The sequence below is a fragment of the Brevibacterium sp. NPDC056726 genome (genome assembly GCF_042790515.1).
Lineage (GTDB): Bacteria > Actinomycetota > Actinomycetes > Actinomycetales > Brevibacteriaceae > Brevibacterium > Brevibacterium sanguinis.
Window position 1 is genome coordinate 598,396 of the sequence record NZ_JBHTYZ010000001.1, and the last position, 14,842, is coordinate 613,237.

Here is a 14,842-nt window from a genome sequence, read left to right on the forward strand (position 1 = left end):
GTCGGTTTTATCGACGAGAACAAACACGAGTTCGGAGTCGAGCCAATCGTGCGCGCCTTGTCCGGGACTGCTGCACGGATTGCTGTGAGCTCGTATTACGCGTACAAGAAACGTCAACCATCAGCCAGGGCCCGACGGGACCAGGCTCTGATGGTGGTGATCCAGGATGTCTATGAGGCGAACTATTCCTGCTACGGAGTACGGAAGATGTGGAAGGCGATCAACCGCGGCTACGCCGACCAGTTCGGGCCGGTGGCCCGGTGCACGGTGGAGCGGTTGATGGCCCAGTTGGGCATCGACGGGATCCGGCGGAGACGGAAGCGTCCGAAAACGGCTTCAGCCAGGGCTGAGGACTGCCCGGACGATCTCGTCGACCGTGAGTTCACGGCTGCTGGTCCGAACTGTCTGTGGGTCGCCGATATCACGTACGTGCCGACGCAGGCTGGGTGGGTGTACGCGATGTTCATCCTTGATGTGTTCACCAGGGAGATCGTGGGCTGGCAGGTGACGAACCATCTGCGGGAGTCGCTGGCCAGGGACGCTTTGACGATGGCGCTAGCGGCGAAATTCCGGGCTGGTGAAGATGTGTCGGGGCTGGTCCACCACAGCGACCGTGGGGTTCAATTTCGGTCGATTCGCTATGGCGAGGCTCTCGCGGAATCCGAGCTTGTCGCGTCGGTGGGATCGCGCGGAGATTCGTATGACAATGCGATGGCTGAGGCTCTGAACTCGGTGTACAAGGCTGAGCTGATCGACAGACGGGTGTGGTCAGGATTGATCGAGGTGCTCGCGGAGACGTCTGCGTGGGTGGCCTGGTACAACCAGGAGCGGTTGCATTCAGCGGTCGGGTACCGTCCGCCGATCGAGGTCCATTCTGAATGGGTCAACCAGTCCGCGGCAGAACCCGTGGCTGCTTAGGAAACCAAGAAAAAGAGCCTCTACGAAACCCGGGGCTTGACAGGTTGATGGCCCTTGCCAAGATGTGCTCCCGGCCATAAGAAGAGGCATGGTCCTGTTGGGTATTTGCCGTGTTCGCCAGGCCGGAGCATAACCTCATCGGGCGCCGGTGGAATCGGTGACGCCATGACTTGGCTCTGCCGCGACGTCATGGTTTTCAATATTCCAAATGAAGAAAACCGCGACTCTGTACTGGTTACGGCCAAGGCACCGAGAAAGCCAGTGGCCTCTGCAACCTATGCCATCGACCGAGTCGGCAGGTCCCAGATCACCGGACCCGATCAGTTCGATTCGATGTGTGTCAGGGCCCTGCGGCGCTGGCAAGGACTGCCGGGCATCGTGGCGGGAATCTTCCATGATCCGAACCTCGCCTATACGCCTGAGGCGGCTGCGGCGCATTCGGGCCCGCCAGCACTGGGCCGGGGGGCGTGATCTGCGGAAGGTCCATGGCGAAATCGGCTCCGAAATCGCCATCGAGGTGGCGCAGAATCACCTCGGATGTGGCGCAGAAGCACATCGCGCCCGCCCGCGTGGGCCGAGCGGCCTCTCGCTGACGAGCGCGATGGAGTGGAGCGGGACAGAGAACCGAGACGGGTCAGTGAACCGGGTCCGACAGCCGGCCAGAGAGTTCTGACCCCGCGCAGCCAAACCGGCCGTCCCGACCGACCCGACCGACCCGTCCTCAGCCCACCGGCCAGCGACATCCCTACTTGACGACGAGCACCGGGCAGTCGGCCTCGAGGATGACGCGCTGGATGCTCGACCCGAGCAGCAGCTTCATCATCGTCGACCGCCGCCGGGTGGAGAGGACGATGAGCTCGGCCGCCCACTCCTCGGCGAGGTCGAGGATCTGGGAGGCGACGTCGGAGTCCGCGCGCTGGATCTCGAAGGGCACGGCCGCCTCGGCGAGGATCCCGGCCAGCTCCTCCGTCTCCGCGGGATCGTTGTCCATCGGACCGGCGGGACTGTCGGTGGAGAAGACGACGATCCGCAGGGCCGCCTCCTCCCGTCGCGCCGCGGCGATCGCCTGCGTGAGCACGGCCGCGGGGGCATCGTTGCGGTAGGCGACGACGACGGTCCTGGCGATGTCGTCGATGTCTGCCGAGCCGGCGATGCGCAGCGACGGCACGGGCCGGTGCCCGGTCGGAGTCGAGTAGAAGTCGGTCATGAGCAGCGGTCCCCTATCCGATCGCGATGACGCCGATGAGCACGCCGACGGCGAGCATGACGAGCGAGACGACGAGCGCCCTCCACAGCACCTTCTTATGATGGTCGCCGAGGTCGACGCCGGCGAGCGAGACGAGCAGGAGGATCGCGGGCACGAGCGGCGACTGCATGTGCACCGGCTGACCGGTGATCGAGGCACGAGCCATGTCCGCGGCCGAGATCCCGTAGTGCGCCGCGGTCTCGGTGAGGACGGGCAGGATGCCGAAGTAGAACGCGTCATTGCTCATGAAGAACGTCGCCGGGATCGACAGGAGACCGGTGATGACGGCCATGTACGGTCCCATCGCCTCCGGGATGACGTCGACGAGCCACGCGGCCATCGCATCGACCATGCCGGTGCCGCTCATGATTCCGGTGAGCACACCGGCGGCCATGACCATCGCGACGACGGCGATGATCGCCGAGGCGTGCGAGGCGAGCTCCTCCTGCTGGTCCTTGATCTTCGGGAAGTTGACCATGAGCGCGATGACCATGGCGATCATGAACAGGTACGGCAGCGGCAGGATGTCGAGGACGAGGGTGACCATGACGGCCACCGTGAGCGCGAGATTGAACCAGAAGAGATGCGGGCGCAGGGTCGCACGGTTGGGATCGAGTGCGGTGTTGGCGAGGGAGGAGTTCCCCTTCGCCGAGGCGGCCGCATCGGTCGCATCGGCACCGTCGTCGGGTCCGCCGACCGAGGTGCTCGCGCCGGTCGTCCCGGCGCTTCCCGAGCCGGTGCCGGCCGAACCGGTGCCGGCCGAACCGGAGCCCGCGGCGGCGCGGGCCGCGGCGCCGACGAGCTCGGACTTCCGCGACGCGGGACGACCGGTGCCGAGTCCGGTCACCCAGGTGACGCCGTTCTTCGCGAGGCGGCGACGCTCGGAGAGTCCGAGGAAGTAGGCGAAGACGAAGCAGACGAGAAGACCCACGAGGAGCGAGGGCACCATCGGGGTGAAGATCTCGTTGGCGTCGATCTGCAGCGCCGAGGCGGCACGCGCCGTCGGTCCGCCCCACGGCACGATGTTGAGCGTGCCGTTGATGAGACCGGCCACACAGGTGAGGACGACCGGCGACATCTCGAGCCGCTGGTAGATCGGCAGCATCGCGGCGGTGACGACGATGAACGTCGTCGACCCGTCACCGTCGAGGGAGACGGCACCGGTGAGCAGCGCCGTGCCGAGGACGACCTTGACCGGGTCATTGCCGGCGATCTTGAGGATGAACTCGACGAGCTTGTCGAAGAGCCCGACATCGATCATGATGCCGAAGTAGATGATGGCGAACAGCAGCAGCGCCGCCGTCGACGACATCGATGCGATCGCTTCCATGACCATCTCGCCGATTCCCAGACCGGCGCCGGCGAAGAGACCGAAGATGGTCGGGACGATGATGAGCGCCAGGATCGGCGAGAGGCGTTTGGTCATGATCAGCGTCATGAAGACGATGATCATGGCGAAGCCGAGGATGACGAGCACGGACTTCTCCTTCGAAGACGTTTGTGAACCGCCTGTGGATTTTGTGAGGCGCGATACACGCTAGGGCCGACCGGCCGGACCGCGCGCGTTTAAGTGCACTGATCGCGTTCTGCCCGTTCTGTCCCTTTTGCGCATTCTGCTCAGCACTGGCTACTGTGGAGGAGTGCCACGCTCCTCCCGAGCCTTCTCGCGCCGTGTCCTGCTCAGCCAGCTCGCGGTCATCATCGCGACCCTCGCGCTGGTCACCGGTGTGTTCTCCTGGATGGCCGCCCAAGCGGTGACCGATGTCAGCGAGACCGAGGCACTCGCCACCGCCCGCACGCTGGCCTCGGCGACGGCAGTCCGGGAGGGCGCGACCCGCGCCTCGGCGACGGAGGAACCGGCGTCGGCGGAGATCACGGACCCGCTCGGCGCGATCGCCCGCGACGTCCGCACCCGGTCGGGCATCGAATTCGTCGTCATCACCGACGACCACGGCCTGCGCCTGACCCACCCCAACCAGGATCTCATCGGCCAGCGCGTCTCGACCTCGCCCAAGGAGGCGCTGGCCGGACGCGAAGAGGTCACGCAGGAGGCGGGCACGCTCGGCAGCACGGTGCGGGCGAAGGTCCCGATCTACTCGAGCACCGAGGACGGCACCGTCGTCGGCGAGGTGTCGGTGGGCATCCACACTTCCGTCCTCAACGCCGACCTGCGCCGGGAGTTCATCGCCCTCGGCTCGGTCACCGTGCTGGCGCTGGGCATCGGCATCTTCGCCTCCTTCGCCCTCGGACGCCGCCTGCGCCGGGAGACCCTCGGCGTCGGACCCGAGGAGCTCGCCGAGATGGCCCGCGACCAGGGCGCGGTCCTGCGCGGCCTCGATGACGGTGTGCTCGGCTTCGACTCCGACAATGAGCTCACCCTGAGCAATGTCGCGGCCCGTGACCTCCTCGCCGGCGACGCCGCCATCGACGACGAGCGCCGCCGCACGATCGACGACGTCCCCCAGGCGATCCGGACGATGATGGCCGAGGCCCCCGAACGCGGAGCGCTGCGCCGGCGGGTCAGCGTCGGGGACAAGATCCTGCTGGCCACCGCCGTGCGCGTGCGCCGCGACGGCGTCGAGGTCGGCGGTGTCGTCACCCTCCGCGATGAGACGACGATGCTGACGATGGCCCGGCAGCTCGAATCGGTCACCGCGATGGCCGAGGCGCTGCGCGCCCAGCGCCACGAGTTCGCCAACCGGCTCCACACCGTCCTCGGCCTCGTCGACACCGGCGCCACCGACGAGGCCCGCAGCTACCTCGAGTCGATCCTCGGCACCGGCCCCCTGACCACCCCGGTCGAGGGGATCGAGACGATCACCGACCCGTACCTGCGCGCCGTGCTCGAGGCGAAGGGCACCACCGCCGCCGAGGCGGGGGTGAGTGTGCGCGTGGCCCCTGACTCCCTCGTCGTCGGGCAGGTCACCGACCCCGAGGACGTCACCCTCGTCCTCGGCAACCTCATCGACAATGCGGTGCGCGCGGTCGTGCGCAGCCGGTCCGCCGACCCGGTGCGCGACGCCGCGGCCGACGCCGACCCAGCCAGCGGAGCCGCCGCCCCAACCGCCGACCCAGCCGACGACACGACGGAGCCGGGAACCGCCTCGGCGCGGGGACCCTTCGAGGGCAGGGACCCGGCGACGGCGAAGCTGCCGTCCGGCAACGGCGACCAGGTCGTCGAGGTCCAGCTGCTCAGCGCCGACGGGGAGCTGCACGGTCTCGTCACCGACACCGGGATCGGCATAGACGCAGCCGACGCCGAGCGCATCTTCGACGAGGGCGTCAGCGGTGACCGCGAATCCCAGCAGGCCGCCGGCGGTGACGGCGTCGAGGCCGCGCACGGGCACGGCCTCGGCCTGGCGCTGTGCCGCCGGGTGGCGAAACGACATGGAGGGCGGGTGTGGCTCGTCGACGGCCACGACCCGGTGATGGGCGGCGCGAGCTTCGGCGTCATCCTGCCCGACGTCCTCGTCGGCGACGCAGACGATGTGCAAGGAGTGAGCTGATGGTCAATGTTCTCGTGCTCGACGACGACTTCTACGTGGGGAAGATCCACTGCCAGTACGTCAACGACGTCGCGGGCTTCCGCGCGCTCGATCCGGTCCAGGATCTGCGCACGGCCCGCAAGGTCCTCGCCGAGGAGGAGGTCGGCCTGCTCCTCGTCGACTACGTCCTGCCCGAGGGCACCGGCGTCGACCTCATCCGCGAGACCGACGTCGACGCGGCCGTGCTCTCCGCCGTCGCCGACCCGCAGATCGTCCGCGCGGCCCTGCGGGCGGGTGCCCTGACCTACATCGTCAAGCCGTTCGCCGCCGATCATCTCCACGGCTTCCTCCGCCGCTACGCCCGCTACCAGCGGTTCTGGGAGCGGGAGAAGGTCGCTCAGTCCGACCTCGACCGGCTGCTCCGCAGCCTCCACGACACCTCGGCGCCGGGGTCGACGTCGTCACCGGGCACGAAGTCGTCGACGACGGGGCGGATCCTCGATGCCCTCGAGGCGACGAAGCGGCCGATGACGGCCATGGAGATCGCCGAGGCGGTCGGCGCGTCCCGCGCGACCGCGCAGCGGCATCTCGCGAAGCTCGCCGAATCCCGGGCGGTCACCGTCACCCTGCAGTACGGCAGCACCGGCCGACCGGAGCACCTCTACCAGACGGGCTGAGCCGCGACAGAGCGGTAGTTCCGGATGACACTGAGCGCTCCCGCGGTGGATCCAGCTCGATGATTCCGCGAAATTCGAGCTGGATCCACCTCGCTGCGGCCGGTCGCGACCCCGCGGTCAGCCGAGGTAGCGCTCGACCTCGTCGATGGCATGCCGGTCGTCACGGCTGAAGCGCTTGAGCTGCGTGACGTGGCGCGGTTCGAGCTCGGCGATCGTCGAGACCTGGAGGAGCTTCATCGTCCGCTCGATCTGCTCGCGGAGGATCGCGATCGTGCGGTCGACGCCCTGCCGGCCACCGGCCATGAGCCCGTAGAGGTACGCGCGGCCGATGAGCGTGAAGTCCGCTCCGAGGGCGAGCGAGGCGACGATGTCGGCGCCGTTGCGGATGCCCGTGTCGAGCATGATCTCGATGTCCTCGCCGACCTCGCGCACGACCTCGGGGAGGAGTTCGAAGGGCACCGGTGCGCGGTCGAGCTGCCGCCCCCCGTGGTTGGACAGGACAATCGCGTCGACGCCGAGGTCGGCGAGCTTCTTCGCATCGGCGAGCGTCTGGACGCCCTTGACTGCGAACCGGCCCGGCCACATCTCACGGATCGTGGCGAGGTCGTCGAAGTCGATCGTCGGGTCCATCGCGGAGTTGATGAGCTCGCCGACGGTGCCCCCGGTCTCCGACAGGGACGCGAATTCGAGCTTCTCCGTCGTCAGGAAGTCCCACCACCACCAGGGACGGGGAATCGCGTTGAGGACCACCTGCGGGGTCAGCTGCGGCGGGATCGAGAACCCGTTGCGGCTGTCGCGCAGACGAGCGCCGCCGACGGGGGTGTCGACGGTGAAGAAGAGGGTGTCGAATCCGGCCGCGGCGGCGCGCTCGACGAGGCCGTAGGAGATCTCGCGCTCGCGCATGACGTAGAGCTGGAACCAGTTGCGGCCGTAAGGGTTGGCGGCCCTGACGTTCTCGATCGAGATCGTGCCGAGCGTCGAGAGCGTGAACGGGATGCCCGCGGCGCCGGCGGCCGAGGCTCCCGCGATCTCCCCCTCGGTCTGCATGAGCCGCGTGAATCCGGTGGGAGCGATCCCGAACGGCATCGCCGAGCTGCCGCCGAGGATCTGGGTCGTCGTGTCGACGTGGGAGACGTCGTTGAGGATCGCGGGATGGAACTCGATGTCCTCGAAGGCCTGCATCGAGCGCTGCATCGAGATCTCGCCCTCGGCGGCCCCGTCGGTGTAGTCGAACGCAGCGGCAGGGGTGCGCCGTTTCGCGATCTTCCGCAGATCCTCGATCGTCAGCGCCGCATCGAGCCGACGCTTCCGACCGTCGAGTTCGAACTTCTTGAACTTCATCAGTTCGAAGATCTCCGCGGGCTTGGGGATCTGCCGCTTCATGGGTGGGCTCCTTCGCGTCGTCGAATGCGTATGACATTTATGAGGTCAGACCATTAATCTGAGCATAGGACCGTGGTCGGGAACGCGTCAAGAGCGTCCCGGCGCCGAGGTGGTGGCTGATGAAGGGAAGGGACGAGGAGTGAGCGAAACGAACGAGAGCATGAACGATGTGCGCCGTGCGTCCGACGACCACGCGGCCGGACCAGCTTCCGACCGGACGCCTGAGCCAGCGCCCGAGCCGACGCCGGACAGCGCGGCGGGGCCGGCCCCGGCGTGGACGCCGGTCGTGCGCCCGAGCACGCATGAGCTCGTCATCGATGCGATCGAAGAGCAGATCATGGCCGGGTCCCTCTCCGTCGGGGACCCGCTTCCGGCCGAACGCGAGCTCGCCTCCCAGCTCGGGGTGAGCCGGGCGAGCGTCCGCGAGGCCCTGCGCGTGCTCGAGAGCCTCGGGGTGGTGCGCTCGAGCGGAGGGTCCGGGCGCGGGGCGGGCACGTTCATCGCCTCGCTGCCGAGGGAGGCTCTCACCCGGTTCCTCCGCCTCCACGTCGCGCTGACGAACTTCAGCGTCGACGAGGTCATCGAGACCCGGATCCAGCTCGAGCGCTCGAGCGCCGCACTCGCCTCGGCGGCCGCCGACGACGATGCGCTGGCCCGGATGAACGCACCGCTGGCGATCATGGACACCCCGGGAGTCAGCCTCGAGGTGTTCAACGACGCCGACACCGCCTTCCACGTCGCGATCGCCCAGGCCACCGGCAATCAGCTCTTCTCCGACCTCACCGGAGCGATCCGCAGCTCGCTGCGGCGACCGATCCTCGCGGCCTTCCAGGCGGTCGATGACCCGGCCGCGCTCATGGACTCTCTCCAGGAGCAGCACCACGCGATCATGGCGGCGATCGTCGCCCACGACGCCGAGCGTGCGGCGCGGCTGACCGAGGAGCACATCCTCACCGCGGCTGCCGCTCTGCCGGCCCTCGCTGACCCCCGCGGCGGCTCCGGCACCTGAGCACCGGAGCCGCGCACGGGAGGTCACTCGGCCGCGTGACGACCGGTCACCTCGGCGGTCTCCTCCTCGATCCTCTGCCGATCGGCAGCGCGCTTCGCCTCGTCCTTCTCCGCCCTGCGCGCCGCCCGGCGCTCCTTGCGCCTCTCGACGAGGAGATAGAGGGCGGGGACGAGGATGAGCGTGAGGACCGTCGACGACGTCAGCCCTCCGATGACGACGATCGCCAGCGGCTGGGAGATGAACACTCCCCCGCCGGTCAGCCCAAGCGACATCGGCACGAGCGCGAACACCGTGGCCGCCGCCGTCATGAGGATCGGGCGCAGGCGCAGACGGGTGCCGTGGACGATCGCATCCTCGAGCCCCATGCCGTGCTCGCGGAGCTTGTTGATGAGGTCGATGAGCACGATCGCATTGGTCACGACGATGCCGATGAGCATGAGCAGACCGATGAGCGACGGGATGCCCAGCGGCGTGCCCGTGAGCAGCAGGAGGAGCACGGCACCGGTCGCGGCGAACGGGATCGACACGAGGAGGATGAGCGGCTGGATGAAGCTGCGGAACGTCGCGATCATGACGAGGAAGACGAGCGCGATCGCCACGAGCATCGCGAAGCCGAGCTGACTGAACGACTCCGCCTGCTCCTGGCTGGCACCGCCGACGTCGAAGCTCACTCCGGCGGGCAGGTCCATCGTCGTCGACACCTGCCCGGCTGCGGCGGTGACGGCGTTGAGCTGACCTTCGGCGGGCGTGGCGAACACCGTGACCTGGCGGTCGCCGTCCTCGCGGGCGATCGTCGCCGGCGTCGTCGTCTCCGTCACCTCGGCGATGTCGTCGACGGTGATGGGATCGCCCTTGATGTCGGGGATCGCCTCCTGTTCGTCGGCGAGGCGCTCGTCGGCGGCCTGGGACTCGCGGGCCTCGGCCTGGCCGTCGATGATGTCGTCGATCGCCTGGTTGGCATCGCGCAGACCCTGCTCCGCCTGATCGACGCCCTTCTGCGCCTGGTCGATCTGGTCCTGGCGCATCTCGTCCGGGCTCTGCGGCGGCGGTGGATTCTGCACGTCGCGCAGCGCCTGCCGGGCCTCTTCGAGGGCGTCGGCGGCGTTGTCGCGGGCTTCGCGGGCGGACTCGAGCTGCTCGGCCGAATCGTCCTCGGCCTTGCGCTGGGCCTCATCGGCCCGCCGGTCGGTCTCCTCCTTGACGCGGTCGGTCGCATCCTCCTGGGCGTTCTTCGTCTGCACCTCGGTGACGGGCAGCTCGAGGGCGCGGATCTCATCCGGTGAGGCATCGGGATGCGTGGGCGCGATGACGATGTCGCGCTCCTTGCCCTCGAGGGTGAGCGTTCCGGCCTGCGCTCCCTGGAGTGCTGCGGACACGGCCTGCCCGACCTCGGCCTGGCTGAAGCCGAAGTCCGCCGCCTTCTCCCGGTCGACATCGACTGAGATGATCGGCTGATCGGCGGCGAGGTCGTTGCGGGCGTTCGACACACCCGGCGTCTCGGCCATCCGCTTGGTCACGGCGTCCGCGGCCTCGCCGAGGGCACCGAGGTCGGAGCCGGAGAGCTTGATCTCGACGTCCTCGTTCGCCCCGCCGCCGGCGCTCTGGACGTTGATGTCCCCGGCGTCCTCGCCGAGGCCCTCGAGCTGGCTGCGGATCCGGTCGGTCGCCGCCTGCGCGTCGGAGTCCTCGGCGAGCGTGATGTTGAAGGTGTTCTCGGCGCCGGTCTCGGGCCCGTTGATCGTCGTCGAGTACGCCTCGACGTCGCCGTCTCCGGCGAGGACGTCCTCGACCTGCTTCGCAGCGGTGTCGCTGGCCTCGAGGGAGGCGCCGGCGGGCAGGGTCTGGGTGACGGCGAGGGAGTTCTGTCCGGCCGAGCCGAGCAGGTCGGTCTTGAGGAAGGAGGCGAGGACCATCGTGACGAGGAAGATGACGACGGAGAAGGCGATCGTCCGACCCGGGTGGCGGAGAGCGGCGAGGATCGCCGGCAGACCGCGCTGCTGGAGTCGGTCGATCCGGTCGGAGGCCTCCCCGTCGCCGGGGACGGGGCGGACCGTGGCCACCGGTGCGGCGGCCGGCAGCGGCTCCCGGCCCTTGGCGGCGCGCTTCTCGTTCCGCTTGTCGATCTTCGCCTGCCGGCGCTCGGCGCGCTTGAGCGACTTCTCGTCCTGGCGCTGCGCCCACGCCTCGAAGCGCTCGTCGGCGGCGGCCTGGCGCTTCGGCGAGAGCGGTTTGGGGCTGCGGCGCAGCACCCAGTAGCTGAAGACGGGCACGATCGTCAGGGCCACGAGCAGGGAGGCGAGCAGCGCGAGGGTGACGGTGACGGAGAACGGGCGGAAGAGCTGGCCGGCGATCCCGTCGACGAAGGCGATGGGCAGGAACACGGCGACCGTCGTCAGGGTCGAGGCGGTGATGGCCCCGGCGACCTGTTTGACGGAGGCGACGATGTCCGCGATCGTCAGATCGGACGTGCCCTGGCGCCGCCGGATGTTCTCGATGACGACGATCGAGTCGTCGACGACGCGGCCGACGGCGATCGTCAGGGCGCCGAGGGTGAGGATGTTGAGCGTGTAGTCGCCGACCATGAGCCCGATCATCGCGATGAGCAGCGACATCGGGATGGAGATCGCGGCGACGATCGTCGACCGGAACGATCCGAGGAACGCGAGGATGACGAGGATCGCGAAGAGGAGGCCGAGGCCGCCCTCGACGGAGAGGTCCTTGATCGACTTCTCGATCTCGGGGGCCTGGTCGAAGATCGTCGTGAATTCGACGTCGGAGCCGAGCTTCGGCCCGACGGTCTCAAGGACCTCGCCGACCCGGTTCGAGACCTCGACGACGTTGTCGTCCTGCCCCTTCGTCACGGCGACGGTGACGGCATCCTTGCCGCCGGCGCGGGAGAGCGAGGTCTTCTCGACCGAGTCGAGGGTGACATCGGCGACGTCCTTCAGCAGCACTGTGCCGTCGGCCGTGCGGATGGGGGTGTTGCCGATCTGGTCGACGGCGTCCATCTGGGTGCCGACCTCGACGGCGAGCGATCGGTCGCCCTGCCCGCTCTGACCGGCGGGCACGACGGTGCTCGCGCCGGTGAGCTCATCGGGCACCGAGGCGGTGACGACGCCCTTGTCGTTGACGTCGTCCGGGCGGAAGGTGATGTCGACCCGCTGCTCGGCCTGGCCGGTGACCTCGACGCCCGCGACGCCGTCGACGGCCTGCAGCTCGGGGACGAGGTCCGTCTCGAGGCGATCCCCCAGGGTCTGCGCGTCCCCACCGCCGGAGACGGCGAACATCACGACGGGGAAATCGTCGATCTGCTGGGACAGGACCTCGACCTCGGCGTCGTCGGGGAGGTTCGACTTCGCGGCATCGACGGCGGAGCGGACGGAATCCGTCATCTTCTCGGAGTCCTTGCCGAAGGGCCAGGTCACCGAGGCGGTCATCATTCCCGACGACGACGTCGTCTGCACGGAGTCGAGGTCGCCGACGGCGTCGAGCGCCGTCTCCAGCGGCTTCGTCACGGTCTCTTCGACGACCTCGGGAGAGGCGCCGGGGACCGTGGCCTGCACCGTGGTGCCGGGCAGGTCGATGGAGGGCATCGTCTCCTGGTTGAGCGAGGTCGTCGCGACGACGCCGAAGACGGCGATGACGAGGGTGAGCAGTCCGATGATGAGGCGATTCTTCAGGCTCATCCTGGTCAGCTGGGACACGGGTTCCTCCGGGTCGTAACGGTTTTCGGGCGCGCGGCAGCGCCGAGCGTCAGGCGGGAAGTGCGCGGCGGCGGGCGGTGGCCCGGCTCGCCGTCAATCAGTCTTTCATTCGGGAGGGGACGTGCGCGTCACCCGAAAGTTGCCAATCGCCTCCACCCATCGGGGGATATTCGACGCAGCGTTCAGCAGTCTCACGGGGGATGCTCATGATTCGAGCATAGGGTCGCGCCGATCACGCCACAGGGGTGTTATCCCCCGTCTTCGACCTGCGGAAACGCCCATCCCATCGCCGCCCACCGGACCTGTCTGCGATGATGCGGTCATGGGCGGTTCGGATTTCCTCAGCCTCGATCCCACCTCGGCGCCGGAGCGCGGGCGGACGGGATGGCTCACGGACCGGCTCCGGGAGGCGATCGCCGAGGCGACTCTGCGGCCGGGGACCCGTCTGCCGGCCACCCGTGAGCTCGCTGCCGAACTCGGGTTCTCGCGGGGAACCGTCGTCGAATCCTATCGACGGCTGACCGAGGAGGGTCTCCTCGAGACGAACCGCGGCGCCGGCACCGTCGTCGCCAGTCGGCCGGGTCCGCCTCCGGCCGCCCCGAGTTCCCGTGTCGACGAGAGGGGCCGGAGGCGTGCGGTCGACGAGACCCGGCCCGCAGTCGTCGACATCTCCAAAGGCGCACCCGACCTCAGCGCGTTCCCGCGTGCGGCGTGGTTGCGGGCCGAACGCGAAGTGCTCGCCACCGCCTCGAGCGACGACCTCGGCTACGCGGATCCGCAGGGCGTGCCCGCCCTGCGGGAGGCACTCGCCGCGTGGCTGGCCCGCAGCCGCGGCATGACCGTGGGCGCCGAGCGCATCATCGTCACCTCCGGGGTCACCGGGGCGATCAGCTTGCTCTGCCAGGTGCTCAGGGACCGCGGGCTCACCGAATGCGCCCTTGAGGACCCCGGCGCCGACGGCAACCGCCGAATCCTCGACTACTGGCTCGACCGCCTCCACCCGATCCGCGTCGACGGCGAGGGCATCGACGTCGACGCCCTCGCCCGGTCCGGTGCGCGGGCGGTGCTCGTCACTCCCGCCCACCAGTTCCCCACCGGGGTCGTCCTGTCGCCGAGGCGGCGGCGGGAACTCATCGCCTGGGCGGAGGAGTCGGACGGGCTGATCGTCGAAGACGACTACGACTCCGAGTATCGGTACGACCGGTCGCCGGTGCGCGCGCTGCACCCTGCAGCGGCCGAGCGCATCGTCCACGTCTCCAGTCTGTCCAAGGTCATCGCTCCCGCTCTCCGGCTCGGCTGGATGGTCGCGCCGACCCACCTGCACGAGGACCTCGTCCGCCGGCGCTGGGCGACCGACCTCGGCTCGCCGGTGCTCCCCCAGCTCGTCCTCGCCAACCTCATCTCCTCCGGTGTCCTCGAGCGTCAGCTCCGCAGCCTGCGCCGCCGGCACCGGGAGCGCCGGGACGCCGCAGTCGCTGCGATCGAGGAGCACTTGCCCGGATGTCCGATCGAGGGCATCGCCGCGGGACTGCACCTCGTCGTCACCCTGCCCGAGGGCATCGACGATGCGGCGGTGGCCGCTCACGCTCGGCAGGAGGGGATCGCGGTCCAGGCGATGTCGGGCCTGCGCGTCGCCGCGGGACCGCCCGGCCTGATCATCGGCTACGGTCCGCATTCGCCTGCCCGCCTCGGCGAGTCGATCAGAACCCTGGGTCGTCTCATCGCTGAGTGAGCGCGAGCATGACGGCGAGCCCGACGAAGGTCAGGGCGAATCCGACGTCAAGGGCCCGCATCACGGCGGGACGCCCGATGACGAAGCGACGCAGCCATGCCGCGACGAAGCCGTAGAAGGCGAAGATCCCGAACGTCAGCGCCATGAAGATGAGCCCGAGACCCGCCATGGCTCCCAGAGCATCAGGGGGCGTGGGATCGACGAAGATGGGCAGGAATACGAAGAAGAAGAGCGTGAGCTTCGGGTTGAGAAGATTGACGAGGATGGCGCTGCGGATCACCCGCCCCGGCGACGGTGAGGCCGGGGCGCGGACCGGTCCCACGGGGCCGGAGCCTAGTGCGGTTGCGCCGCTGCCGGGTGCGGCCGTGTCGCTGTCGGATGGAGAAGCGAGCACCCCGGAGCCGCGCCACATCCCCACCGCGATGTAGACGAGGTAGGCGACGCCGAGCCATTTGAGGGCTTGAAAGGCCACCGGGCTCGCCGCGAGCACGGCCGCGGCACCGGTGAGCGCGAGCACGAGGTGCGGCACGATGCCGAGCGCGCATCCGAGGGCGGCGATGACTCCTGCGCGCGATCCACGGGAGAGCGCTGCGGCGATGGTGAAGAGGGCTCCGGTTCCCGGTGTTGCGGTGACGATCACTGACGTCACCCAGAATTCCAAGCTCATATGCCCAGCGTGGATGCCTCT

11 protein-coding genes and 1 other annotated feature (1 of these 12 cut by a window edge) are annotated in these 14,842 nt (G+C 68.8%); of the genes, 6 read left to right on the forward strand and 5 right to left on the reverse strand.

The annotated features are described in order from the left end of the window. Nucleotides 1-87 (forward strand) — a sequence feature (AL1L pseudoknot) (it extends 42 nt beyond the left edge of the window). Further along, complete coding sequence (locus tag ACFQ91_RS02680; RefSeq protein ID WP_259800805.1) at nucleotides 10-918, forward strand: IS3 family transposase; 909 nt, start codon at nucleotides 10-12, stop codon at nucleotides 916-918. (Overlaps the previous feature by 78 nt.) Nucleotides 919-1,083: 165 nt before the next feature. Continuing rightward, the gene (locus tag ACFQ91_RS02685; protein ID WP_344251147.1) at nucleotides 1,084-1,389 is read left to right on the forward strand and encodes a hypothetical protein; all 306 of its coding nucleotides are present in this window, start codon (nucleotides 1,084-1,086) and stop codon (nucleotides 1,387-1,389) included. Nucleotides 1,390-1,663: 274 nt separating this feature from the next. On the opposite strand, the gene ACFQ91_RS02690 is transcribed toward ACFQ91_RS02685, so the two are convergent. Next, on the reverse strand, nucleotides 1,664-2,125 hold the full coding sequence (locus ACFQ91_RS02690; RefSeq protein ID WP_344251146.1) for a universal stress protein: 462 nt from the start codon (nucleotides 2,123-2,125) through the stop codon (nucleotides 1,664-1,666). Between the two features lie 13 nt (nucleotides 2,126-2,138). After that, the gene (locus tag ACFQ91_RS02695; protein WP_344251145.1) at nucleotides 2,139-3,641 is read right to left on the reverse strand and encodes an SLC13 family permease; all 1,503 of its coding nucleotides are present in this window, start codon (nucleotides 3,639-3,641) and stop codon (nucleotides 2,139-2,141) included. 163 nt (nucleotides 3,642-3,804) lie between these two features. On the opposite strand from ACFQ91_RS02695, the gene ACFQ91_RS02700 reads away from it, so the two are divergent. Next, nucleotides 3,805-5,670: an ATP-binding protein gene (locus tag ACFQ91_RS02700; RefSeq protein ID WP_376871716.1), complete on the forward strand. Its 1,866-nt coding sequence runs from the start codon at nucleotides 3,805-3,807 to the stop codon at nucleotides 5,668-5,670. Continuing rightward, the gene (locus tag ACFQ91_RS02705; protein WP_198499774.1) at nucleotides 5,670-6,326 is read left to right on the forward strand and encodes a response regulator; all 657 of its coding nucleotides are present in this window, start codon (nucleotides 5,670-5,672) and stop codon (nucleotides 6,324-6,326) included. The genes ACFQ91_RS02700 and ACFQ91_RS02705 overlap by 1 nt, the downstream gene beginning before the upstream one ends. Before the next feature lie 117 nt (nucleotides 6,327-6,443). Here ACFQ91_RS02705 and ACFQ91_RS02710 read toward each other — a convergent pair whose 3' ends face one another. Next, nucleotides 6,444-7,709 (reverse strand): alpha-hydroxy-acid oxidizing protein, encoded by a 1,266-nt coding sequence (locus tag ACFQ91_RS02710; RefSeq protein ID WP_376871719.1) that lies wholly within the window; start codon nucleotides 7,707-7,709, stop codon nucleotides 6,444-6,446. A 139-nt stretch (nucleotides 7,710-7,848) separates the two neighbouring features. On the opposite strand from ACFQ91_RS02710, the gene ACFQ91_RS02715 reads away from it, so the two are divergent. Further along, nucleotides 7,849-8,718 (forward strand): FadR/GntR family transcriptional regulator, encoded by an 870-nt coding sequence (locus tag ACFQ91_RS02715; protein WP_376871722.1) that lies wholly within the window; start codon nucleotides 7,849-7,851, stop codon nucleotides 8,716-8,718. 23 nt (nucleotides 8,719-8,741) lie between these two features. Here ACFQ91_RS02715 and ACFQ91_RS02720 read toward each other — a convergent pair whose 3' ends face one another. Further along, nucleotides 8,742-12,404 (reverse strand): efflux RND transporter permease subunit, encoded by a 3,663-nt coding sequence (locus ACFQ91_RS02720; protein ID WP_376904039.1) that lies wholly within the window; start codon nucleotides 12,402-12,404, stop codon nucleotides 8,742-8,744. Between the two features lie 340 nt (nucleotides 12,405-12,744). Between ACFQ91_RS02720 and ACFQ91_RS02725 the strand changes: the two genes are divergently transcribed. Then, complete coding sequence (locus ACFQ91_RS02725) at nucleotides 12,745-14,154, forward strand: PLP-dependent aminotransferase family protein (protein ID WP_376872606.1); 1,410 nt, start codon at nucleotides 12,745-12,747, stop codon at nucleotides 14,152-14,154. Here ACFQ91_RS02725 and ACFQ91_RS02730 read toward each other — a convergent pair. Further along, complete coding sequence (locus ACFQ91_RS02730) at nucleotides 14,141-14,821, reverse strand: LysE family translocator (protein WP_376872603.1); 681 nt, start codon at nucleotides 14,819-14,821, stop codon at nucleotides 14,141-14,143. The genes ACFQ91_RS02725 and ACFQ91_RS02730 overlap by 14 nt on opposite strands. Nucleotides 14,822-14,842 lie beyond the last annotated feature (21 nt).

Bases quoted from the DNA above. Each gene is read 5' to 3' on its own strand.
- ACFQ91_RS02685 (WP_344251147.1), top strand. From the start codon at position 1,084: ATGACTTGGCTCTGCCGCGACGTCATGGTTTTCAATATTCCAAATGAA.
- ACFQ91_RS02690 (WP_344251146.1), bottom strand. From the start codon at position 2,125: ATGACCGACTTCTACTCGACTCCGACCGGGCACCGGCCCGTGCCGTCG.
- ACFQ91_RS02705 (WP_198499774.1), top strand. From the start codon at position 5,670: ATGGTCAATGTTCTCGTGCTCGACGACGACTTCTACGTGGGGAAGATC.
- ACFQ91_RS02710 (WP_376871719.1), bottom strand. From the start codon at position 7,709: ATGAAGCGGCAGATCCCCAAGCCCGCGGAGATCTTCGAACTGATGAAG.
- ACFQ91_RS02720 (WP_376904039.1), bottom strand. From the start codon at position 12,404: ATGAGCCTGAAGAATCGCCTCATCATCGGACTGCTCACCCTCGTCATC.
- ACFQ91_RS02725 (WP_376872606.1), top strand. From the start codon at position 12,745: ATGGGCGGTTCGGATTTCCTCAGCCTCGATCCCACCTCGGCGCCGGAG.
- ACFQ91_RS02730 (WP_376872603.1), bottom strand. From the start codon at position 14,821: ATGAGCTTGGAATTCTGGGTGACGTCAGTGATCGTCACCGCAACACCG.